Raw genomic sequence first — 24,813 nt, forward strand, 5'->3', positions numbered from 1 at the left:
AACCAGGAGCAAGCACCCTTGGTTACTTGGGGTGCTTTTCCAAGTAACTCGCCGAAGGCGAAACAGTCTGCCCCCAGGCAGACGCTCTTGATCTTAAGGATCTTGATCTTGATGTTGATCTCGATCAAAACACCGTTTGGCCTGTAAACTCCCGCCCATTGCTGCCTGGAGTAACCTATGCGCGAAGAGTTGAATCAGGGCCTTATCGATTTCCTGAAGGCCTCCCCCACCCCCTTTCATGCCACCGCAAGCCTCGTCCAACGCCTCGAAGGCGCCGGCTACCAGCGCCTCGACGAACGCGAGCCCTGGTACACCGAAGCGGGCGGCCGCTACTACGTCACCCGCAACGACTCCTCCATCGTCGCCTTCAAACTCGGTCGCCTGTCGCCCCTCACCGGCGGCATTCGCCTCGTCGGCGCGCACACCGACAGCCCGTGCCTGCGCGTCAAACCGCAACCCGAACTGCAGCGCCAGGGCTTCTGGCAACTGGGCGTCGAAGTCTACGGCGGCGCCCTGCTTGCCCCGTGGTTTGACCGCGACCTCTCCCTCGCCGGCCGCGTCACTTTTCGCCGGGACGGCAAAGTCGAAAGCCAGCTGATCGACTTCAAGCTGCCGATCGCGATCATCCCCAACCTCGCGATCCACCTCAATCGCACCGCCAACGAAGGCTGGGCGATCAACCCGCAGACCGAACTGCCGCCGATACTGGCCCAGGTCGCCGGTGACGAACGTCCCGACTTCCGTGCCCTGCTGACTGACCAACTGGCCCGCGAACACGGTCTGAACGCCGACGTCGTCCTCGATTACGAACTCAGCTTCTACGACACCCAAAGCGCCGCCGTCATCGGCCTCAACGGTGACTTCATCGCTGGCGCCCGGCTCGACAACCTGCTGTCCTGCTTCGCCGGGTTGCAAGCGTTGCTCAATGCCGACGGCGACGAAACCTGCCTGCTGATCTGCACCGACCACGAAGAAGTCGGCTCCACGTCCGCCTGCGGTGCAGACGGGCCGATGCTGGAGCAAGTGCTGCAACGTCTACTGCCGGAAGGTGACGATTACGTCCGCACCATTCAGAAATCCCTGCTGATCTCCGCTGACAATTCCCACGGCATACACCCCAACTACGCTGAAAAGCACGACGCCAACCACGGCCCGAAACTCAATGCCGGCCCGGTGATCAAGGTCAACAGCAACCAGCGCTACGCCACCAACAGCGAAACGGCCGGCTTCTTCCGTCATTTGTGCATGGCCGAAGAAGTGCCGGTGCAAAGCTTCGTCGTGCGCAGCGACATGGCCTGCGGCTCGACCATCGGCCCGATCACGGCGGGCCACCTCGGCGTGCGGACCGTCGATATCGGCCTGCCGACCTTCGCCATGCACTCGATCCGCGAACTGGCGGGCAGTCAGGATCTGGCGCATTTGGTGAAGGTGCTGTCGGCGTTCTATGCGAGTGCCGAGTTGCCTTGATCTCAAACAACTCTTGAAAGCAGGCCGATCCATGTCCTTCACGGGTCATGGAAACGGCCTGCACCTCGCGCTGTCCCGGACTTCACAATTCCCCCTCGCCACACCCCCTCTCCCCTCGTAAACTCATCCGCCTCTGCTTGCCCCGGCACGGCTCCCACACCGCGCCACCCCAAGCGTCTGTCTATTCGAGGTTTGTTTCCAGGTGATCGCTCCCACCCGCCTTTCCGTTCTCCCCAGCCTGTTTTTCCTCTGCCTGCTGGCGCTGTTCCCGTTTGCATTGACCCACGCCGCGGGCCTGCCAAGCCTGCTCAGTGGCGGTGACAAAACGCAGCCTCAGGCTCAGGAGCCACTGGGGCAGTCCCTGGATGAGGTGATCACGTCGCTGGAAAACGATCAGCAGCGCAGCAAGTTGCTCGATGACTTGAAGAAACTGCGGGACGCCACCAGGAAAGCGCAGCCGACCGTTGAGCAAGGCGTGCTGGGCCTGATCGGCAGCTCGCTTGCCGAGCTGGAAAAACAATTCACCGGCACCGACAGCCCGCTCAGCCGCTGGGCGGACGAGGCGGGGCTGGCGGAGGACGAGTTGATGGCGCTGATGCTGCCGGCCAACCAGTGGTGGCCGATCATCTGGGGCTTTGCCGTAGTGCTGGCGATCTGGGGGTTGCTGGCGGCGGCGTTGATCTGGCTGAGCCACAAGGTGCGCTTGCGTTTCGGCCTTTCCGCCGAACTTCCGCAGCACCCGCGCCTGTCGGACATGCTGCGCTTCGCGCTGCGCAAGCTGGGGCCGTGGCTGGTGGCGCTGGTCATCACGATCTACCTGAGTTACTCGCTGCCGCCATCGCTCGGCCGGGATCTGGCGATGGTGCTTGCTTACGCGCTGGTGGTCGGCACGCTGTTCTCGGCGGTCTGTGTCATTGCGTTTTCACTGCTGGACGGGCCGCACCGGCATCGGGCGCTGTACATCCTGCGGCATCAGGCGTTTCGGCCGCTGTGGTGGATCGGCAGCTTTGCCGCGTTCGGCGAGGCGTTGAGCGACCCGCGCCTGGTCGCCAGCCTTGGCGTACACCTGGCGCACACCGCCGCAACCCTGGCCAATGTCATGGCCGCGCTGTCCACCGGCCTGTTCATCATTCGCTTCCGGCGCCCGATCGCGCACCTGATCCGCAACCAGGCCCTGGAGCGTCGCCTCAAACGCCGCGCCCTGAGCGACAGCATCGAGGTCCTCGGCACGTTCTGGTACCTGCCAGCGCTGGTGCTGGTGGGCGTTTCCCTGTTCGCCACGTTCTTTTCGGCGGGCGACACCAGTACCGCATTACGTCAGGCCCTGATCTGTACCGTGCTGCTGGTGATGTGCATGGTCATCAACGGCCTGGTGCGGCGTCATTCACTCAAGCCAAGCCACGCTCACAAGCGTCATGCGCTGTATTCGGACCGCCTGAAAAACTTCTTTTATACCGTCGCGCACTTGCTCATCTGGCTGGTGTTCATAGAACTCGGCCTGCGGGTCTGGGGGCTGTCGTTGATTGGTTTCGCCGAAGGTGACGGCCGCGACATCAGTCTCCGATTGATCGGGCTGGCGGCGACGCTGATGTTTGCCTGGCTGATCTGGATTCTCGCGGACACGGCGATTCACCACGCCCTCACCCGCTCGCGCAAAGGCCTGGCCAATACCCGCGCGCAGACCATGATGCCGCTGATTCGCAACGTGCTGTTCGTGACCATTTTCATCATCGCGCTGATCGTCGCCCTGGCGAACATGGGCATGAACGTGACGCCGCTGCTGGCGGGTGCGGGTGTGATCGGTCTGGCCATCGGCTTTGGCGCGCAGTCACTGGTGGCGGACCTGATCACCGGGCTGTTCATCATCATCGAAGACTCGCTGGCCATCGACGATTACGTGGACGTCGGCGGCCACCTGGGCACCGTGGAAGGCCTGACCATCCGCACCGTGCGCCTGCGCGACATCGACGGCATCGTACACACCATTCCGTTCAGCGAGATCAAGAGCATCCAGAACTACTCCCGGGAGTTCGGTTACGCGATTTTCCGCATCGCAATTCCAGCGAACATGAACATCGACGACGCGCTGAAGATGGTCCGTGACGTCGGCCAGAAGATGCGCACCGACCCACTGCAACGGCGCAACATCTGGTCGCCGCTGGAGATTCAGGGGGTGGAGAGTTTCGACTCGGGTAACGCCATTCTGCGCGCGCGCTTCAAGACCGCGCCGATCAAGCAATGGGAAGTGTCCCGGGCGTTCAATCTGTCGCTCAAAAGGTATCTGGACGAGTCCGGCATGGACCTGGCGACCCCGCGTCTGAACGTGCAGGTCAGCACTACTGGCGGGCGTGTGAACAAAGTGCGCGAGAAGAAGGACGATGCTTCGGTATAAGTCGGCCTAGATATCCGCGACCACCGCGCTCACGTGAATTGCGTCATGGCGCCAGTATTCCAGGTCACAATCGATCAGCCGTCCGCGCTGGTCGTGGTTGACCCGGGCAATGCGCAGGCCCGGGCTGCCGATGGAGACTTTCAGCGCACCCGCCGCTTCCACGGGTAACGCCGTGGGCACCATCTCGAAACGCACCTGGCCGTAGCGAATGTCGTAATGGCGGGCGTAGAGCTCGGTCAGCGACTGGTTCAGGTCCAGCTCGAGGATCTGCGGGAAGTACTCAGGGTTGAGGTAATGCTCGACGTACAGCACCAGTCGCTCATCAATGCGGCGGGCGCGGCAGATCTGGATCACGCTCGACAGCGCCGGCAATTGCAGCAAACCGCAAATCACGGCGGAGGCCGGTTGCAGCCGCGCGGAAATCACTTGGGTCGCAGGCACTCGGCCCTGGGCCTGAACCATTGCGTGAAAGTGGCTGCGCCGCATCAGGTCATAGGCCAGTCGCGGAGGTGAAATGAACCAGCCGCGCCGCTCCTCACGGTAGATCAAGCCCCTAGCCTCCAATTGCACCAGCGCCTCGCGCAAGGTGATGCGTGTGGTATCGAAGACCTCGCTCAGCTTGCGCTCAGCCGGCAACTTGCTGCCCGGCGGCAATAGACCGTGTTCAATCTGCTCTTGCAGCGCATTGCAGATGGTCGTCACCGCTCGGGGCATTTCTTCGCGCATTGCGTTACCTATCTGGACTAGACCAGCGCTATTTAAGGGCAGCGTCGCTCGCTGCCTGGCCCGTTTCGGTGCTCCAGAGCCTAGGCAGCGTAGATGACCGTTGCGTGACATTCCAGCAAGCCGCGGCGGCAACATCGGCGCCCAGGAAATCATCAGGGCCTTTCAGATCAGGCGCTTGAGCATGGTCTACGCTCATTTCACAGCGATCGCCGGGGCTCGGACTTGCTTCAGCAAGAGTCGGTCCAGACACGAAAGCGTCATGTTACTGGCCTAACTTGGCTCAGGTATTGCTGACCTAGACCAACCATCCGCAACGACCACTTCTATGAGTCCGTCGAGAAGTGCACAAAGGAGCTTCGAATGAAACACCTTTTGCTGGCATCACTCCTGGGTTCGGCCATCGCGCTGAGCACTTCGGCCATGGCCGCCGACACCGATCTCAAAACCCTCGAAGCCGCCGCCAAGGCCGAAGGCGCGATCAACAGCGTGGGCATGCCCGATGACTGGGCGAACTGGAAAGGCACCTGGACCGACCTGACCGCCAAGTACGGTCTGGTGCACATGGACACCGACATGAGCTCGGCCCAGGAAGTGGCCAAGTTCGATGCGGAAAAAGACAACGCCAGCGCCGACATCGGCGACGTAGGTGCAGCGTTCGGCCCGATCGCTGTCGCGAAGGGCGTCACCCAGCCCTACAAGCCGAGCACCTGGGCGCAAGTGCCAGATTGGGCCAAGGATAAAGACGGTCACTGGGCGCTGGCCTACACCGGCACCATCGCTTTCATCGTCAACAAAAAGCTGCTGCATGGCTCGGACGTACCGACCAAATGGGCTGACCTGAAGAATGGTAAGTACAAGGTCACCATCGGTGATGTCAGCACCGCAGCCCAGGCTGCCAACGGTGTGCTGGCCGCTGCAATCTCCATGAAAGGCGATGAAACCAACCTCGCGCCGGGCCTGCAACTGTTCACCGAACTGGCCAAGCAGAAGCGTCTGGGCATTAACAATCCGTCGATTCAGTCGATGGAAAAAGGCGAAGTGGAAGTGGGCGTGGTCTGGGACTTCAACGGCCTGAGCTACAAGGCCAAGATGACCAATCCTGACGACTACGTCGTGCTGATCCCGTCCGACGGTTCGGTGATCTCGGGTTACACCACGATCATCAACAAATACGCCAAGCACCCGAACGCCGCCAAGCTGGCCCGTGAATACATCTTCAGCGACGCCGGCCAGATCAACCTGGCAAAAGGCAACGCGCGCCCGATCCGCGCCGAACACCTGACGCTGCCGCCAGAGGTGCAAGCCAAGCTGCTGCCTAACGAGCAGTACAAGAACGTGACACCGATCAAAGACGCTGCAGCGTGGGAAAAAACCTCGAAGGCCCTGCCACAACAGTGGAACGAGCAAGTCATCGTCGAGATGCAGTAATAGGCGAACGGCGCTTCAGAAATTGGGCGCCGTTTTCACAGTCACCCCCAGCCTTGCAGGAGTGAGCTTGCTCGCGATTTCGGTGTGTCAGTCAACCTGTCTGTCGCAGGCATACCGCAATCGCGAGCAAGCTCACTCCCACAGTAATGTTTGGCGATCCACCCTCCGGAGAGGCCATGAAACACAACGTCATCCTCATCCTGCTGGACGGCCTGAGTTACAGCGTGGCGCACCATGCGATGGGGCATTTGCTGGCCTACCGAAATGCAGGCCGCGCGGCGTTGTACAAACTCGAATGCGAACTGCCGTCGCTGTCCCGCCCGCTGTATGAATGCATTCTGACCGGCGTTGCGCCCATCGACAGCGGCATCGTGCACAACCAGGTTTCCCGGCTTTCCAACCAGCGCAGCGTGTTCCATTACGCCACCGACGCCGGACTGACCACCGCCGCCGCGGCGTATCACTGGGTCAGCGAGCTGTACAACCGCAGCCCGTTCATTGCCGCACGCGACCGCCACACCGACGACGCCGACTTGCCGATCCAGCACGGCCACTTCTACTACGTCGATCACTACCCCGATTCCCACCTGTTCGACGACGCCGAGCATCTTCGAACGGCCCACGCGCCTAATTTCCTCTTCGTCCACCCGATGAACATCGATGACGCCGGCCACAAGCACGGCCTCGACACCCCGCAGTACCGCAACAGCGCACGCTCCGCCGACATCATCCTGGCCGAGTACCTGCAGCGCTGGCTGGATGCGGGCTACCAAGTGCTGGTGACCGCCGACCACGGCATGAACAACGACCGCTCCCACAATGGCGTGCTGCCGGAAGAACACGAAGTCCCTCTGTTCGTGATCGGTGACGCCTTCAGCCTCGACGCCGATGCGCGACCGAAACAAACCGAGATCTGCGGCACTGTCTGCGAACTGCTCGGTGTGCCCCACGACAAACCTGTGTGCAAAGAGGTGCTCAAGTGAACTCACAAAGCCGCGGCAAATGGCTGGCGCTGTTGTGCCTCGTGCCTTTTGCGGTGTTCTTCATCGCGTTCCAGATCGCGCCGCTGGCCTGGGTGGCGATCAACAGCCTGCAATCGGACGCCGGCTGGGGCATCGACAACTTCATCAAGGCGTTCAACTCGCGGTTCTACCGTCAGGCCATGCAGTACAGCCTGGAGATCAGTTTCTGGTCGAGCCTGATCGGCATCGTCATCGCGATCCTCGGCAGTTATTCCCTGCGTAAAGTGCCGTCGCGCCTGCGGGATTTCGTCAGTGCGTTCGCCAACATGACCAGTAACTTTTCCGGGGTGCCGCTGGCGTTTGCCTTCATCATCCTGCTCGGTTTCAACGGCGCGCTGACGCTGATTCTGAAACAGGCCGGGATCATCGATGACTTCAACCTGTACTCGAAAACCGGCCTGATCATTCTGTACACCTACTTCCAGATCCCCCTGGGCGTGCTGCTGCTCTACCCGGCCTTCGACGCGCTGCGGGAAGACTGGCGCGAGTCGGCGTCACTGCTGGGCGCCAGCGGCTGGGACTTCTGGCGACACATCGGCATTCCGGTGCTGACGCCCGCGCTGCTCGGCACCTTCGTGATCCTGCTGGCCAACGCGCTGGGGGCCTACGCTACGGTGTATGCGCTGACCACCGGCAATTTCAACGTCCTGCCGATCCGCATTGCGGCGATGGTGGCGGGTGACATCACCCTGGACCCGAACATGGCCAGTGCCCTGGCGATGATTCTGGTGGGGATGATGACGCTGGTGACCGTCGTGCATCAGTGGCTGTTGAAGAGGAGCTACCATGTCTCGCGCTGAACGCCGCCCGCCGGGGCTTTACCACCGCGTCGTGGTGTACCTGCTGTTTCTGATTCTGCTGGCGCCGTTGCTGGGCACCTTTGTGTATTCGATCGCCACCAGTTGGTCGGCGACGATTCTGCCCGATGGCCTGACCTACAAATGGTACGTCGCGCTGTGGAGCGATCCGCGTTTTCTGCGCGCGTTCGGTCAGTCGTTACTGGTATGCGTCGGCGCCCTGGCGCTGTCGGTGGTGCTGATTCTGCCGCTGCTGTTTGTCGTGCATTACCACTTTCCCAAGCTCGACGCGCTGATGAACATCCTCATCCTGCTGCCCTTCGCGGTGCCGCCGGTGGTGTCGTCGGTGGGCCTGTTGCAGCTTTACGGCTCGGGGCCGCTGGCGATGGTCGGCACGCCGTGGATTCTGATCGGCTGCTACTTCACTGTGGCACTGCCGTTCATGTACCGGGCGATCACCAACAACCTGCAGGCGATCAATCTGGTCGACCTGATGGACGCAGCGCAGTTGCTCGGCGCCAACACCTTTCAGGCCGCGTTTCTGGTGGTGCTGCCGAACCTGCGCAAGGGCCTGATGATCGCCCTGCTGCTGTCGTTCTCGTTCCTGTTCGGCGAATTCGTGTTCGCCAATCTGCTGGTCGGCACCCGCTACGAGACCCTGCAGGTGTACCTCAACAACATGCGCAACAGCAGCGGTCACTTCAACAGCGCGCTGGTGATTTCCTACTTCTTTTTCGTACTGCTGCTGACGTGGGCGGCCAACCGACTGAACAAGGACAAAGACTGATATGAGCTTCGTCAGTGTCGAAAACCTGCAGAAGAACTACGGCAGCACAGCGGTCTTCAGCGACATCAATTGCGAAATCCACAAGGGCGAATTCGTCACACTGCTCGGCCCGTCCGGCTGCGGCAAGTCCACCCTGCTGCGCTGCATCGCCGGGCTGACGTCGGTAACCAGCGGCAGGATCTTCCTTGATGGCAAAGACCTGGTGCCGGTGTCGCCGCAAAAGCGCGGCATCGGCATGGTGTTCCAGAGCTATGCGCTGTTTCCCAACATGAACGTGGAGCAGAACGTCGCGTTCGGCCTGCGCATGCAGAAAGTCAGTACCGACGAAATGAAGCAGCGGGTGGCCGAGGTGCTCAAGCTGGTGGAGCTGAACGAGTTTGCCTCGCGCTACCCGCATCAGCTCTCGGGCGGGCAATGTCAGCGTGTGGCATTGGCGCGTTCACTGGTGACCCGTCCTCGCCTGCTGCTGCTCGATGAGCCGCTGTCGGCCCTCGATGCGCGCATCCGCAAGCACCTGCGCGAGCAGATCCGCGCCATCCAACAGGAACTGGGCCTGACGACGATTTTCGTGACCCACGATCAGGAAGAAGCGCTGACCATGTCCGACCGGATCTTCCTCATGAATCAGGGCCGGATCGTGCAGAGTGGCGACGCCGAAACCCTGTACACCGCGCCGGTCGACGCCTTCGCCGCCGGCTTCATCGGCAACTACAACCTGCTGGAAGCCGACGCCGCCAGCCGCTTGATGCAACGTCCGATCAACAGCCGCGTGGCGATTCGCCCGGAAGCCATTCAATTGAGCCTGACCGGTTCGCTGGAAGGCGAAGTGCGCAGCCACAGCCTGCTGGGCAACGTGATCCGCTATCGCGTCGAGGCTCGGGGCGTGGAACTGGTGGTCGACGTGCTTAACCGCTCGGCCAGCGACTTGCACCCGAACGGCCAGCGCGTCACCCTGCACATCGAAGCGTCGGCGTTGTGTGAAGTCGCATGAATTCAACGCCAACCCTGTAGGAGCGTGGCTTGTCCCGCGATCGGCGGGGAACCCGTCGTGAAACCTGCGACGAAGGTCAGAATGACACACCGCATTGGCCTGGGTTGCTGCCGGTTCCCGGCAGATCGCGGGACAAGCCACGCTCCTACAGTTGATCTGCGTGTGAATGATTTAAGAGGACAGTTTTAATGGCTTTAGCAATTTTCGATCTGGACGAAACCCTGATCCACGGTGACTGTTCAAGCCTGTGGAGCGAGCAGATGGGGCGGCTGGGCTGGGTCGATCCCGAGTGGTTCATGAAGAAAGACCACGAACTGATGGAAGCCTACGGCAAGGGTGAACTGGCCATGGAAGATTACATGGCATTCAGTCTGGACCCGATGGTCGGGCGCACGCCGGAGGAAGTGGATTTTCTGGTGGGGCCGTGGGTCGAGGATTACATCGAGCCGATCATTTTCAGCGACGCCACCAAGGCCATCGCCGAGCACCGCGCCGCCGGTGACCGCATTCTGATCATCTCGGCATCGGGCGTGCACCTGGTCAAGCCCATTGCCGAGCGCATCGGCGTTGATGAAGTGCTGGCCATTGATCTTGAACTCGCCCATGGCGTGTACACAGGTAAAACCAGCGGCGTGCTCACCTACCGCGAAGGCAAGATCACCCGCCTGATGGCGTGGCTGGATCAGGAAGGCGAGAACCTTGAGGGGGCGAGTTTCTATTCGGATTCGCGCAATGATTTGCCGCTGCTGCAGAAGGTGGACTTCCCCCATGCGGTGAATCCGGATCCGGTATTGCGGGAAGCGGCGGAAAAGGCTGGATGGCCGATTCACCGGTGGAGATGACGCAGAGCCCCTGACTTGAGCCCTCTCCTACGGCAGGTCAACCGATGCCAGTCTTCCCGCATCCGACCAGCGGGCGCCAAACCTGTCAATTGTGACAGTAGCCAGAGAGGTCACCGCAGCGCCAAATGACTCCTGCGCATAAACCGACAGGAGTCAACACCATGGCCATTAAAGCCCGCTCGCAATACTTCCCCATCCCTGCCCATATTTCACAGACCGTCGCCAAACTGGCGGCAGACCCCATCTTCCTCGACAACGCCCGGGCTGCCAGCGCATTACTGATCCCGCCGGAGATCGACGCAGTCAATGGGCCGATTCCAAGCCCTCCGGCATTACCTGACCTTGAAGTATGGGGCGTCAACGAAGGCGCTGCGGTGACCACGCACGAACAGGGGTTGAAGGTGCACGTACCGGCTTGGTCAGATATGAATAAAGGCGACAGCGTAAACCTTCTTCTGGAAGATCTGACAGTGGCTACCGACACGATCAGATCAGACGCCCAGGTCGGTGAACGACTCAGCCTGTTCATCGCGGATGAGCGTCTGGCTGCCGGCTCTCAGGCCGTGTCCTACAAGGTGACGCGCTTCGGTCAGCAACCCGAGGCGTCGGCCGAAATGAACATTTACGTCAAACTCACGCCACCGGGTGGTCCCGATGCAGACGGTACCGACCAAGGCCACTCCGAGCTGGTCCTTACGCTGCCAGAAGAAATAATGCACAACGGTGTCGGCGCCGACGAAGCGGAAGAAGGGGTTATCGTCAAAATCGACCCCTACCCCGAAATGGCCTTGTGGGACCACATCAATTGTCATGGGGCGGCATCTTTGTTGATCATTACGTTACGGAGGAGGAAGTCGGAAGCTCGCTGGAAATCACCGTTGACAAGGACACCATCCTGAAAGCTGGCGACTCGGGGGCGAACAGCCTTGCGGTCGCGTTTATGGTCTACGACGTCGTCCAGAACCCCTCCTCGGACTGGAGCGCTGAAGCGCTCGTCACGGTGGACACCGGAAACGCCCGGTTCGACGCGCCCATCGTCAAAGAGGCCCGCAACAGACAACTGAATCTTGAGACCCTAAACGGCAAAGACGCCACTTTGCAGCTGTGGGTGCCGGGTGGGGGAAAATTCGAGGTCGGAGACAAGATTTGGGCCAAGATGGTCGGCACTACAACAGAAGGAATTGAATTGAGTTGGACCGCCGCAGAGCCCGATGTGGTGGATAATCTGCCCCAAGTCCTTGAAATCTCCGTACCCAATGACCGCATTCGATTACTTGCCAAGACACAGGCGGTGTTCAGCTATGAAGTCGAGCACCAGGGCACCGAAGAAAGGCTGAGATCAAAAGGCGAATTCATCAGCATCATCGGCGAACCGGTAAGGCTTGCCGCGCCGATCGTCGAGGAAGAGCAAGGGGGTGCTCTTGACCCTGAGCTTGCGACCGCACACGTCAAAGTGCCATGGGACGATGCCTTCCAGAAAGGGGACATGGTTGTCCTTCGCTGGATTGGTACTTACCCCGACTACGGTCCCTACGATCCGGTACTGGACGCCCACTTTGTTTCTGCTGGCGACACGACCGACCAAGAGCCCATCATCTTCGCCGTACCAGGCAAGCATCTGAAGGAAATTGAAGGGGGGACTGTTGATCTTTTTTACGTTCTGGCCAAAGACGTGGACGGTGTCACGCTGGAACGTGAATCCGCCCATACCGGGCCACTGAACGTCGGTGAGGAACGCGCCGAACTGAGGGCGCCTATTGTGGAGGGCATTGTAGATAACGCCCTGCCCCCTGATCACTCTGACACAACGCTAAAAGTGGTGCCGTACAGAGGGATGGCTATCCGCGATGAGATCCACATCACATGGGATGGCAGCATCACGGGCAAATATGTCAATTACCTCCCTGTGACCAGTCTCAACCATGACAAAGAGGTTGTCTTTCCCATAAAGGACGATCTGGTTAAAGGCAACGAAGGGGGCAAAGTAGCCGCCTCGTACAAAGTCGTTCGTGCGAATGGCGATACAAGCTACTCGGATGTTCTTGAATTCAGCGTGGGCGAGCCAGTGGCTCTCGACCCACCCGTCTTCACCAGCGTCAAAGATTCCGCAGGCAACGAAATCCCGGAAGGCGGGTCAACCGCGGATAAGACAGTGACCCTCACGGGTACAGCCGCTGCAGATCAAACGCTGCGGATCCTGGATGGGGAGACCGACGTAGCTGAGGTCGGTATAAACGCGGACGGGGAATGGGAAACGACGCTCAACGACTTGGCAGTGGCGTCGCACAGAATCGAAGCGGTGGCCAACTACACCTCCAGTCCGCAGTCAGCGGTTTATAACTTCACCGTGGCCGACACAGCCCGCCCCGTCATCACCCGGGTTACGGACTCCAAGGGCGAGTTGATACCCAATGGGGGCTCCACTTCCGATACCAGCGTGACCTTGTACGGCACCTTTGGTGCCAGTCCCATCTCACCCAGTCCGGCCATCATCAGCGTCAAAGACTCCGCAGGCAACATCATCGCCAACGGCGGATCCACGGCCGCTGACAGCGTGACCTTGAACGGTACCGCCGCAGAAGAATGAAGAGTTGATCGATCAGATGATTCGCGGTGTCGATGGGACAGCGAAGCAATCGAACGCCTGTGAGGCTGACCAGCGCCAGCATGGGTATTGATGTCCGATTAACGTGCCGGCCGGCAATCGGGCTGGCCCCGGGGACGAACAGTGCGGCGGGCAGCGCAGGTGCCGTCCTCCGCCTGTCGCGATGATCAGCCTGTTTGAAAGCCTCCAACCGGTTCTTGAAAAAACCACACGCTACACAGGGATCATTTCAGCAAGGAGCTCGTCATGAGACGCAGACTACGCACACTCTTTCCACCCCTTGACCGGAGCTACAAGGCAGCTGCGCTGCGGCCGCTATTGATCGGCGGGATGATCACGCCGGTAGAAGGCGGAGACGGTGGCATCAACGCCGATATTGGCTGTCAGGACTTTGTCCTGATCGCGATCGACCCTTGGCAGGGAATGCGTGAGAACGACCACCTGGATGTCTACTGGGACACCGATCTTGTCGCGATCTATGACGTACTGCCAGAGGACATAAATGAGCGCATCGTTCTGACGGTCTCGGGCGAATACATCAAGGATGGCTGGGTCGAAAAAGTGTTTTATCGCCTGACCCACGCCGACACTGGCCGATCAGACGATTCGGGTGCCCTGCGGGTCAAGATCAAGCTCGAACCGCCCGGCGGTTTTGACCGTCATCCTGCATTGCCAGGACACTCTGAACTCAAAGCCCCCGTGCTACCCGCTGACATTGTCGAAAACGGCGTGGATGCGGCGTGGGCGCAACGCGGCTTCCCGCTGGTTATCGAGACTTACCCCGATCGCATGGCCCGGGACACTATTAGCCTGGCATGGGGTGACGTCGTCATCGCGCATCTGGTCAGCGAAGGCGAAGCGGCAGGTGACGACCCCATCGAAATTCCTGTCGACCAGGCGACGATTCTGGCGGCCGGTGACAGCGAAAACCTGCTCGTTGACTATGAGGTGTATGACGAGGTCTATAACTTCGCTACGCCTCGTTCAATGCAGACCATCGTTTCGGTAGAAGCCGGCGCCTGGCGGCTGGAAGCGCCGATCATCGGCAATGGTACGCCCACTATCGATCTGGAGGATCTGGGAAGCGACAGCGTGCCTGTTTACATCAAAGTAACCGTGGAGAACTTCGCGCTGGAGGATGTCGTGGAAATGACATGGCGCGACGACAATGCCGCCAACGAGCAACCGGCGTTCACCTACTCGTTCACCATCGACAACCTCTCTCAGATCTATCAAGTTGACGTGCCCAATGCGCACATCCGCGCCCTCCTTGGCGGTAAAGGGCGGGCTACCTACGTGTTGAAAAAAATCAACGGTGCGCCGTGGTTGTCTTCGAAACGAGCGACCGTCAGCATCGTCGGCCATGTACCGCTGCCGGCGCCGAACATTATCGAGCTGATTGGCGACACCCTGGCGCCTGATGAAGAGCGAGCCCATGTCGAGATCCCGAATTACGGGATGGAGATCGGCGACTTCATCGTGTTGAAATGGCTGGGGACCCAATCGAACGGCTCGATCCACCTGCATGAGGACACCCATAACGTTACCGGCAATGAGGCCGGCGGTCTCGAGCGGGTATATTTCCCGGTGATGGGCGAACACATCAGCATCCTCAATAATGGCAGCCTTGATGTCAGCTATACCGTGAGCAACGACAGCTGGCTGAGCGCCGATACACGCCGTTCCGAGCATCTGCTGGTCAAGGTCGGCCAGCACTCTGCGCAGCTCCCGGCCCCCACTGTCGAGGAAGCTCCCGACGGAGTGCTGGACCCGGAACAGTACCCCGAAAGCGCCACCCTTCGCATCGCATATGAAGGAACCCGGGCTGGGGACACTATCACCTGGTATTGGAAAGGCATCTCCGATGAAGGCAGCGGCACGGATTCGTTTCCCATCACGACAGGCACTGCGGGCAAACCGCTGGACTTCCCCATTGCCAGGGCACTGATCGAGCCCAATATCAATAACGAAGTGAAGGCGATGTACACACTCAAGCGCGGCACAACCGGCCTGTTTGAGTACTCGGCAACGCTGAATCTGGTGATCGGCAAGCTCATCGGCGAATTGCTGGCACCCACCGTCGTGGAGGCCAGAGACGGCGTACTTGACCCGATGGACGCGCTTAACGGCGCCACCGTACAAGTACGTTACGACAGCATGGAGGAGGATGAAGACGTCATCACACATCTCTGGCTGGGAAGCCCGGGCGCTGGCACGCCGGCTGATGAGACAAAGCCCGGTGCCGCCAGCGGGCTGGTCGAGTTCTCGGTAACCGCAGCGGTGATCGGGGCGAATATCGGCCGCGAAGTCAGCGTGTCCTATCGCGTCAAACGCTACACCGCCGAGAAGCAGTCCGATCTATTGCGATTGCCCATACTGCCCTTCGGCAATCCTGACAAGGACCTGCCGCACCCGGCCATTACCCAGGCCGACAGCCAGACGTTGACGCTAAACCTGGCGACGTTCACTGGCAACGCCACCACCACGGTCGCCAAATGGCCGTTCAGCGCTTCGGGCCAGCGAGTCTGGCTGCGGATTGAGGGAGAAACCGGCAGCGGCGGTCCGTACGCAATCACGCTACTGGACGGCGCCGTACTCACCAGCGCTCAAGCCTCTGACGGCCTGTCCGTCACCCTGCCGCGCACTGAACTGGAAAAGCTTGGTCAGGACACTCGCCTGACAGTGATCTGCAACGTTGCCTTTGACGGCACCGCCAGTGAAAGCGGCGCAGTGCCTTTTCCACGGGTGGCCTACGCCTTCAAGCTGCACCATGACTGGGTCAAGCCGCAAATCGTCAGTATCAAGGACGGCAAAGGTGAAGTGGCTGATGGAGGGACCACATTCGATACCGACTTAAGCATCAGCGGCACCTCCACCCTCGAAACCGAGCTGGAAATTCTCGACAGCACCACGCGGCTCACGACGGTTAAATCCAACGGCAGCGGCGCCTGGAGCGGGAGCCTGCAAGGGCTGACAGTGAAAAGTTACAGCCTTACAGCCAACGCGCTTGATGGCAGCGGCCTGGTTTCTTCGCCAAGGCGCCTTGAAGTGCTGGCCAACGTGAAGCCTGTTATCAACCAGGTCCTGGACTCTCGAGGACCGGTCAGCGATGGCGGTACGACCGTAGACACCAGCCTCACGATATCGGGCAAGGCAAGCCCTGATCGGCAGGTCGAACTGTTTGACAACGGCGTATCAAAAGGCGTTGCCAACACGAATGGATCGGGCGAATGGTCTCTGACCGTTTCAGCACTGAGCGTGGCGTCGCACGCGTTCAAGGCCAAAGCCCTGTATGGCACGCAGCCTGAGTCTGATATCTGGACGGTGATCATCGCTGCAGCCGTGACGCCGACCATCACTCACATTCGAGACATGCAAGGCGCTGAGATTCCGCCTGATGGTTTCACTGTGGATACCGGTGTGGCTCTGACCGGCACCGCCAGTGCAGGTCTTGAGGTGGAGATATTTGATGGCGCTGCGTCTCGGCAAAAGGTAACGGCCGACGCAGGCGGGCAATGGACACTGACGCTTACAGGCCTGAGCGTGGCGCAGCATGACATGAAAGTCCGGGCCAACTACGGGAGCAATCCGGAATCCGCCGTGCGAAAATTCACCGTGACCGCAGTGGTCACTCCCACCATCACCAGGGTTGAGGATCCACAGGGCAACGCCGTGAGCAACGGTGGCTCGACCTACGCCAATACGGTCACCGCCTCGGGCAAGGCCTCAATCGGTCAATCGGTAGAGGTGTTCGACGGCGCCTCGTCCAAAGGCACTGCCAGCGTGAACGCCAGCGGCGACTGGTTGCGGTCAGTGAGTGGCCTGTCGGTCGGCGCCCATAGCCTGACCACCAGAGCGTTGTACGCGAATAATCCGGTGTCCTCACCGTGGACGTTAAACGTCCAGGCTGCCACGGCGCCCACGCTCAGTGTGCGCGACTCCCGAGGGGAGGTCGGTCAGGGAAGCACCACGACGGAAACCACGGTAACGGCGTCGGGCACGGCAGTGGCCAACGCGCAGGTTGAGGTCTTCGACAAGAACGCGTCCAAAGGCACCACAACGGCGGGGGGTGGCGGCGCCTGGAGCCTGTCTGTGGGAGTGGCCCTCGGTTCCCACAGCATCAAGGCTGTCGGGAAATATGCCGACAACCCTTCATCGGAGACTCGCGACTTCAGGGTGGTATCGCCGATACCGGATTTTGTGCTGGATACGTCGCCTGTGTCGCTGAATGGAGCACTTTGGGGGCTGTCAAGTTATCCAGGCCATGCTCCCTTGAGCTGGCCAGCTGGAACTACTTATCGTAGGAACCCTTCCAGCGGGGCGGCGCCTTACAGTTACACGTCGAGCGACTCTTCAAAAGTGATGGTTGATAGCACCGGGTTCATCAAATCGGTATCAAACGGTACGGCAACGATTAATGTGCAAGACCAGCAAGGCCGTCGAGGCAGTTACACCGTGACGGTTTCGAATGTGACCATGGTGACCGGAATTGGTAAACGTGATTACAAAGATGCGAACAAGCGGGCTGCGGAGCGTGGGTTACATCTGATGAATATGGACCAGCTTCGTAATATCTACAGCCAGTACGGAAACAGGTTTCCCATGGGGGACATGCCGTACTGGTCAACCAATGGAGCGGGATTCCTGCAGAACTACACCAAAAACATGGTCACGGGTGTGGAAGGTACGGGAATCGTCACGTTACCTGGCAGTTACTGCGGCGTTCTGGCCATATGAGGGGAATCGGGAGGGCCTGAAGGGGCTCTCCCGATACTCAGGATCACCAGCTATACCGCAAACCCACATTCGCCCCGAATGGCTGCTCGATATTGTCACCGTTGGAGTAATCGAAATCAGCGTGCAGCTGCAGGCTGTCGGAAAACGCCACGGCAATACCCGCCCCCAACTCGCCTCGCGAGCCGGACAAATCGTTGTTGAACACGTTGTTGTTGACCTGGACTTCGTTGTTTTTCGCGAACTCGTGCACCCCCGCCACCCGCACATACGGCTGAACCACGCTGCCGCTGTCCATCGTGAAATTACGCCCGGCCGTGACACCGACCTTTCCCAGCAATGAACGGGTGCGATCACCTTCGGCACGCATGTCGTTGTTCAGCTCGTAATCCTTGCCCTGAATCACCACGGCGGACAACTGGCTGTACGGTTCGATGAAATAGCCGTCGTTCAGCTTGATGTGTCGACCAAACTCCACCGAGCCGCCTGCGCCTGAGTTGTCGTAATCGCCCTTGGCACGGGTGCCATCGCTGATGCTCACCTTCGAGTCGTTGCGGAAGCGGTTGAACTTCAACACGCCGTCAAAATAGTAGCCGCTGGCCTGGTCCATCCAGGTCGTGTAAATCCCTGCGTAATAGCTGTTGACCGTGCCCGAAGTACCGCGGCTGAGATCAAGGTCGGATTTACTGTGCCCGGCCAGCACACCCACCAGCCACTGCCCGTCGCCGATCGGCAGCGGTGCATCGGCGCCCAGCGAGAAACCTTGCTGTGTCTGCTGATAACCGACACCCGACGCTTCATCGACGTTGTATTTATTGCCGTAGGTGCGGACCCATCCACCGGCTTTCCCACCATTGAATCGCAATTCGCCCATCCGGCTGCGCAGCGAAGTCAGCTCGCCGTACCAGACCGTCGGCGCGGTGTTGAACAGCGCCAGCACCGAGCGCGTGCCAGGACTGATCGTTGCTGTACTCGGATCCAGAAACCAGTCGGTTCCACCTGCGTCGTTGCTCGTCGACGCCAGTTGATAGGAATAGGTCCCCACGTCAACGGCCCGATCGCCTGCCAGGGAAAAGGTCGCGTTACCGCCCCCGGTTTGCACGACAGTCAAGGGCTGCGGTGACGTCGGGTCGACGCCGGAACCTGCGATCAGCAAGGTATGGCTGCCCGTTGCAGAACCGGTGACGTTGAGTAGGTCGTGGTCATTGGTGAGGTAGTCGGCATCCATAACGAACGTCCCGTTGCCGGACAGCGTGCCGACGTTGAGCTGGTAGAACGCGTTGGGCGCACCAAACCTCACCGTGCTGTCATTCACCGCAAGGGAGTTGAGGGTATTGGTGCCCACCATGTCCCAAGTGGAAGACCCTGCGAGGGTGGCGCTATCGACATTGACCAGGTTGCCGGTGAACACCGAGTTGTTGGCCAGCGAGACAACGCCGGCACTGGAGGTGATATCGCCGGACATCGAGCTGGCATCCAGGCTGACATTACCGCTGCTCACATCGCCTTTCAGCGTTGAGCCGCCCAGCAATCTCAGCACACCTGCGCCGCCGGTCGACGTGACATTGCCGACTATAGAGCTGGCATCGAGACTGACGTTGTTACTGATGACGTTACCTTCCAGCACGGAGCCCGCCGCCAGGGACACCACGCCTGCATTGCCGGTCGAGGTGACATTGCCCGTTATCGAGCTGGCGTCGAGACTGACGTTGTTGCTGTTCACATTGCCTCTCACAGCAGAGCGGCGAACCAGTTTGACGGCACCTGCTCCGCTGGCCGAAGTAACATCGCCGGTAATCGAGCTGGCGTCGAGACTGACGTCGTCGCCGATGACCTGACCTTCTACCGTCGAACCTGCGACAAGGGATACGACGCCCCCGTTGCTGGCTGAGGTGATATCACCCTTCATTGAACTGCCGTTGAGGCTGACGTTGTCGCTGCTGATATTGCCTTCCAGCGCCGAACCCTCCACCAGCGATACAACGCCGGCGCTGCTCATTGACCTGATGTCGCCGTTCATCTGACTGTTGCTCAGGCTCACGTTGTCGCTGCTGATGTCACCCTCCAGCAACGAGCCGCCGGCCAAGGTGACGACGCCGGCGCTGCCCATCGAGGTGATGTCGCCCTTCATCTGGCTGGCATTCAGACTGACCGTGTCACTGGTCACATTTCCTTCCAACACTGAGCCGTTAGCCAGCGAAACCACACCGGCGTTGCTGGCCGAGGTCACGTTCCCGGTAATGGAACTCGCATTCAGATTAACCGTATCAATACCGGTGACATCGCCCGTGAGCGCCGAGTTATTGTTCAGCGCCAGGGTGCCGCTGCTGGTGGCATCCGCCGAAACGTTACCGATCAACCGGCCCTGATCGAAGGTCAGGCTGGCAATGCTGCCGTTGGAGATAGCGAAGTTACCGGTCACTTCGCTGTTCTGCAGCAGCACGTTCGCCGTCGCCGCGTTGGTAATTTCCAGCGCGTTGCCGTTGCCACCCATGAGGGTTGTGCCATTGAGCAGATTCAGGTTGGCGACCAGACCGCCGCCCTGGCCATTGACCAGAATCGCGGCACCCGTGGTGCCTTCTATATGTGAGCCTTCGATATTGACCGTACCCTGGCGCACATTAGCCGTATCCACCCGATAGACGAGGCCGTTCAAGCCGCCGGTGACGGTACTGCCGCGCAGGGAAATGTCCGAGCCGAAACCGCGGACCCCGTAGCTGTTTGCGCCGGTGCCGGTGATCACGGCGCCTGTCGCGTCCAGCGTACTGCGGGAGGAAAGCGTCGCGCCCCCCGCCCCACCGCTGATGATGCCCCCATTAATCTGGAACGCGCTGCCAGTGCCGCCCTGAAACTGTGCGCCACTGAGACCGAGGCCGGTCTCGCTGGTAATGGTAGCGTTCGTCAGGACCGCCTGGCTGTCACCGAGCATCAAGGCGGTCGAGTTGCCGGCGGCATTAACGCTGGCACCGTTGACGTTTGCCACGGCGCCCGCCGCGCTGAGATTGATGCCTGTGGTTGAGCTGCCCTCATTGAAATTGACCACGGCGCCTGCGCCACCGCCGAAAATCGTCAGGGCTTGGGCGCCGCTGCTCACCGTCAGCGAGGAACCGGGCGCCAACGTCCAGGCTTCGGGCGTGTCGCCCTGGTTAACCACCGCAGATTCGTCAGGCGACAGTGCGCGCCCTTGGGCGGCCGTGCTTATGCACAGCGCGAGGGAAATAAAGGTTGAGGGGTTGAAATAACGGGAGGGCGTGAAACGCGACGCAGCCATGTCTAGCTCCTTGGGAATATCGCCATTCCCACGGAGTACAAAGAAGCTCCGCAGGACAAAGGCGCGAAGACTACATTCTTCAAATTGGCATTCGTGTAGGAAGTTTCCTAACGTATTGAGCGTAGTTTCTTACAATTCGCATTTACTACCGCTCATCGTAAAAATGCGGCAGTAAGCCTGATAAACGACAAGGCCGTTTAGCGCGGCCTTGTCTTTTATCACCCCAACTAAAGCATCTGTACATTCAATCCCACGTTGAGCTTACTCACTTAACAGCCGCATCCACCCGCCCCAAATGCACGAAGGGTATTAGGCGGACAAGTGCCCGCTGCGTTCTGACCCGATGCTCTGATCAGCGTCTCCCCCTGCATCGGCGGCGTGGTATTAGACACATATGTCACTCTGATCGATCCGTTCAGGCCGGTTGGCAGGACGTACTCATCAAACGGCCCTTGATCGAATGTAAAACCGTCAGCGACCTGCTCCGCCTCGATGTCCTTCGAGAATGTCGACGCGATGCCCGACGGTTGTGTCCCTGCTCTGTCGGTGTAGCACTGCCAAGTGAATTCAAGCGTTTCACCACCCTTCAGGTTAGGATTTGCAGGGATAAACACACGAACCAACTGATTAGGGCCGACGTGCGTACTGCAGTTGAGAATGAGCGTTTGGTCCGGCGCCCGGACCGCGAGGGGAAACTCGGGGTTGGCGAGCTTGATCGGCAGCGCTTCGCTGACATCTACCAGTGTCGGCACGCAAGACTCAACGTTGCCTGGGGGGGTACTACCTCCGGTGTTGATTCGCCCAACGGTATAGAACGCCGGCACTGCCGTGCCGCTGGGCAGATCCTTGATCTGGTCCCACGTCAGAATGAATGCATAGTCCTCACCCGCCGTCCCCACTACAGGGCTGAGCCTGGCGACCTCTCTGGGGAGATCCCCCCAATACAGGACCATCTCCTCGTTCGTGCCGATAGGGTCGTACAGCTTGAGCGCTACCGTAACATCGCCGTCGACATCGGCAGACGTCAGCACGTTATCGACTGTAGAAACCGCGCCCTTTACCGTTACTCTTGGCAGGGCGGAGTTTACCGGATCCGGCCGGTCCGGATTCACGGGCCCAGGAACGAAGAAATCCACATTGATGGTGGCGGTGTCCGAGGCGAACTTTTTGTCGCCACGCTCGACGACGTAGCTCACCGCGGTCGGCAGCACTCCGGTCGCCGCGCCATAGGCAGGCTTCAATATCCTTTCATACTGAACATTGAGCAGGCTCGGGGCCGCTGGGTCCGTGACCCTGTGGGTCGACTTAAGTGCCGCGTTGCCCCAGGTGAGCACGACAAGGTCGTTTTCAAGCGCGTTCGGGTACGGATCAATGACAACCAAGCCGGTGTTTACCAAGTCAATGTCGACAAGTTGCAGAACGCTGTCATCCGCAATGCTGGGCACGCGGGGTGCGGCCAGTGGAAGAGTCGGAAGCGGATTGAGAAAGAGGCCGGCTGTCGCGTTATCAGCAGGAGCGCCTTTGTTACCCACCTTGTCGACCAGTCGATAGGACAAATAGATGAGGCCATCCAGCAAACCGGAGAAGGCAGCGGCCGGTACCTTGATCGTCAGGCTCGAATCAATCACCTTGGTAAACACCGGCGTGGTCGGGCTTGTGCCGACCTCATGAACATAAACCTCCACGCTATCGCCCGGCCGATCGTCTTGATAGCCCGGGATGACCAGCTCCAGACCGTCATTCTTATCGAGGTAATCCTGTGTGATGCCTTCGTTGACGACGGCAGAGTCGACAAACGTCACCGCATCTGGCGCCTGACCATAATTGGGTGCAGTCTTGTCAATGATGAATTGGGTAATGTCCGATGCTGCGGTATTGCCCGCGTCGTTCGTAACGGTATAGCGCAAGTCGAAGGTGCCTTGAGCAGCAAAGTTGGATTTGCTCAATTGCAGCTCCATGGGGAAGTCACCGTCCTGCAACGGACCTGGAATCGTGATCAAGTCCTGGGCACTCTGCCACGTCCCCGAGGTTGACAGTTTCCACTCGAATTGAAGGTAGTCGGATTCACCCTGGCCTGCGCCGTTTTGCCACTTGGGGATATTGATCGGCATGTCCTTTTCCTGCTCATCCCGAGGCACCAGGCCTGCGAAGGCAGCATCGCCGTCCCACCAGACCGGCGCAATCGGAGCCCCGAGGTTCACTCGTGTAGCCAGGCGTTTCTTACTGGCCTGGCACAGCTGGTTGACGACACGCGCCAGTGCACTGGCCAGCACACGGGTCTGTTTGCTTGATAAGTTGCTCATGTCTTTTCTCCTTGAATTGACTCGCGCCTATCCCGCCTGGCGCGTCCTGGGTTTCAGCGTTACTTCCCTCTACCGCCGCGCCCGAGTGTTTGAAGCACGCGGGTGATCAAACGTGTGATTTTGCGACAGACACTGCATCCGCCCGCCGTGAGCGAGCCAGCCTGATTGCCAGGCCCGCAAATCTCGCCACTGGGCAACTTGCGATTGATCTTCACCAGCCCCTCGTAGGACGAGCCCGACTGCCCGCTGACTTTCGTCAATCGGTAAGAGGCCAACGCCGATCCTTCAATGATGGGCTCGATATGGGGAATGAAGGGCTCGACCAGGACGTCCAGATAACCGTCAGTCACGTTCTGCGCGCTGACCGTCCGGGCAAACACGCCTTCGGTACCGGCAATCGGATCCACGCCGTTGAACGTGCGATAGCCCTGCCAGTACAGGGTGATCTGGTCCTGGTACTCGAACAGATTACGGACGAAATCGATGCGAACCACGATCCCGTTCCAGGGCGTGTCGTCGCAATTGATGTAGCCGTAGATGTCTGCCTCCGGGAACTCCGGCTCGGGCAAATCGCCCCCGGGCAATGGCTTGAGTGCGACGGTGGCAGGGGTTTCGCGGGAGAACGAGTCGGTCTCGTTACCGGCCCGGTCCCGCACTTTGTAAGTCGCGTAGAAAATGCCATCCCGATCAGGTCCGCGCACGGCGGTGCCAGGCAGATCGATGCAGACATCTTGAGGGTCGGGGCCGACCTGCCCCTTTGTCACCGTCACACTGTTAACGGCCGCAGCCGTTGGCGGGTTGTTCTGCGACCAGTAAAGGTCGACGACATCGCCGACTTGTGCGTCCAGATACAAGGGGCGGGGCAGGCACAGCTGTACCTTATCGCCATGACTTGCCAAGTACGCTTCGTTGATCACGCCGTCCACCAGATCATCTGGTAACAACAAGGGCATCAATTGCTGGTTATAGCTCGGCGGGCGGGTGTCGAGGGTGACGGTGCGGCGCTCGGAAGGCGCAGTATCATTCGCCTCGGTAGTGACCGTGTACCAGAGCTGGTACTGGCCGTCCGTCTGCAGAAACTTCTTATCCATCCTCAGAGAAAAAGGAAATGTTGTGGTATCGACCGGTCCAGTAAAATCCGCAGTGGCCACAGGTTTATCAGTGATCTCACCACTCCAGAACAGGTCCAGCCGGTCGGTATCTCCCGCCCCGGCCGGACACGGCCAAAGCGGCACCCGCACCTCTAGATCATTGCCTTGGGTTCCAGTGGAAACCAGGCCTTCGGGATCGTTTGGATCAATGATTGCCGGCACTTCAGGCATTGGCAGCAGTGCCTTCGATCCATCTCCTGTCCGTCGTGTTATCGACTGCGCTTTCCGATCCCTGGCCATCCTGTCCTCACCTCGTCCGATGAAGCGCTGTCAGCCGGCACCCGCTGGCTGAGCAAC

General features: G+C 59.9%; 15 protein-coding genes. 11 read left to right on the forward strand and 4 right to left on the reverse strand.

All coding sequences use genetic code 11. The annotated features are described in order from the left end of the window. Positions 1–177: 177 nt before the first annotated feature. Together BMY98_RS15255 and BMY98_RS15260 are read left to right on the forward strand one after the other, a co-directional pair. Positions 178–1,467, forward strand: a complete 1,290-nt coding sequence (locus BMY98_RS15255) for a M18 family aminopeptidase (RefSeq protein WP_074890571.1) — start codon at positions 178–180, stop codon at positions 1,465–1,467. A gap of 202 nt (positions 1,468–1,669) precedes the next feature. After that, complete coding sequence (locus BMY98_RS15260) at positions 1,670–3,859, forward strand: mechanosensitive ion channel domain-containing protein (RefSeq protein ID WP_245760072.1); 2,190 nt, start codon at positions 1,670–1,672, stop codon at positions 3,857–3,859. A gap of 6 nt (positions 3,860–3,865) precedes the next feature. Here the strand turns inward: BMY98_RS15260 and BMY98_RS15265 are convergent, their stop codons facing one another. Further along, positions 3,866–4,585: a UTRA domain-containing protein gene (locus BMY98_RS15265; RefSeq protein ID WP_074890572.1), complete on the reverse strand. Its 720-nt coding sequence runs from the start codon at positions 4,583–4,585 to the stop codon at positions 3,866–3,868. Between the two features lie 360 nt (positions 4,586–4,945). Between BMY98_RS15265 and BMY98_RS15270 the strand changes: the two genes are divergently transcribed. The 9 genes from BMY98_RS15270 (at position 4,946) to BMY98_RS15310 (ending at position 17,794) form a co-directional block, all read left to right on the forward strand. After that, positions 4,946–6,013, forward strand: coding sequence for an ABC transporter substrate-binding protein (locus BMY98_RS15270; protein WP_074890574.1), 1,068 nt, complete (start codon positions 4,946–4,948; stop codon positions 6,011–6,013). A gap of 176 nt (positions 6,014–6,189) precedes the next feature. Then, positions 6,190–6,996 carry an alkaline phosphatase family protein gene (locus BMY98_RS15275; protein WP_074890576.1) on the forward strand — a complete coding sequence of 269 codons (807 nt, stop codon included), beginning with the start codon at positions 6,190–6,192 and terminating at the stop codon, positions 6,994–6,996. Further along, complete coding sequence (locus tag BMY98_RS15280) at positions 6,993–7,835, forward strand: ABC transporter permease (RefSeq protein WP_074890578.1); 843 nt, start codon at positions 6,993–6,995, stop codon at positions 7,833–7,835. The genes BMY98_RS15275 and BMY98_RS15280 overlap by 4 nt, the downstream gene beginning before the upstream one ends. Then, positions 7,822–8,619, forward strand: coding sequence for an ABC transporter permease (locus tag BMY98_RS15285; RefSeq protein ID WP_065986852.1), 798 nt, complete (start codon positions 7,822–7,824; stop codon positions 8,617–8,619). Before BMY98_RS15280 ends, BMY98_RS15285 begins: the two co-directional genes overlap by 14 nt. A gap of 1 nt (position 8,620) precedes the next feature. Next, on the forward strand, positions 8,621–9,610 hold the full coding sequence (locus tag BMY98_RS15290) for an ABC transporter ATP-binding protein (RefSeq protein ID WP_074890579.1): 990 nt from the start codon (positions 8,621–8,623) through the stop codon (positions 9,608–9,610). A gap of 188 nt (positions 9,611–9,798) precedes the next feature. Further along, the gene (locus BMY98_RS15295; protein ID WP_074890581.1) at positions 9,799–10,452 is read left to right on the forward strand and encodes an HAD family hydrolase; all 654 of its coding nucleotides are present in this window, start codon (positions 9,799–9,801) and stop codon (positions 10,450–10,452) included. Between the two features lie 161 nt (positions 10,453–10,613). Continuing rightward, positions 10,614–11,351, forward strand: a complete 738-nt coding sequence (locus BMY98_RS15300; protein ID WP_074890583.1) for a hypothetical protein — start codon at positions 10,614–10,616, stop codon at positions 11,349–11,351. Beyond that, entirely contained in the window at positions 11,258–13,039 is a 1,782-nt protein-coding gene (locus BMY98_RS15305) for a hypothetical protein (protein ID WP_139214506.1), read from the forward strand. Before BMY98_RS15300 ends, BMY98_RS15305 begins: the two co-directional genes overlap by 94 nt. Before the next feature lie 348 nt (positions 13,040–13,387). Beyond that, the gene (locus BMY98_RS15310) at positions 13,388–17,794 is read left to right on the forward strand and encodes an Ig-like domain repeat protein (RefSeq protein ID WP_074890586.1); all 4,407 of its coding nucleotides are present in this window, start codon (positions 13,388–13,390) and stop codon (positions 17,792–17,794) included. Between the two features lie 43 nt (positions 17,795–17,837). Here BMY98_RS15310 and BMY98_RS27655 read toward each other — a convergent pair whose 3' ends face one another. The 3 genes from BMY98_RS27655 to BMY98_RS27320 form a co-directional block, all read right to left on the reverse strand. Continuing rightward, positions 17,838–21,062, reverse strand: coding sequence for an autotransporter outer membrane beta-barrel domain-containing protein (locus BMY98_RS27655; protein ID WP_245760073.1), 3,225 nt, complete (start codon positions 21,060–21,062; stop codon positions 17,838–17,840). Between the two features lie 269 nt (positions 21,063–21,331). Next, positions 21,332–23,365 carry a hypothetical protein gene (locus BMY98_RS15320; RefSeq protein ID WP_074890588.1) on the reverse strand — a complete coding sequence of 678 codons (2,034 nt, stop codon included), beginning with the start codon at positions 23,363–23,365 and terminating at the stop codon, positions 21,332–21,334. Positions 23,366–23,424: 59 nt separating this feature from the next. Further along, a complete protein-coding gene (locus tag BMY98_RS27320) occupies positions 23,425–24,687 on the reverse strand; it encodes a hypothetical protein (protein ID WP_074890590.1) in 1,263 nt (420 codons plus the stop codon). Positions 24,688–24,813: the final 126 nt, after the last annotated feature.

It is taken from the genome of Pseudomonas graminis, assembly GCF_900111735.1.
GTDB classification, from domain to species: domain Bacteria; phylum Pseudomonadota; class Gammaproteobacteria; order Pseudomonadales; family Pseudomonadaceae; genus Aquipseudomonas; species Aquipseudomonas graminis.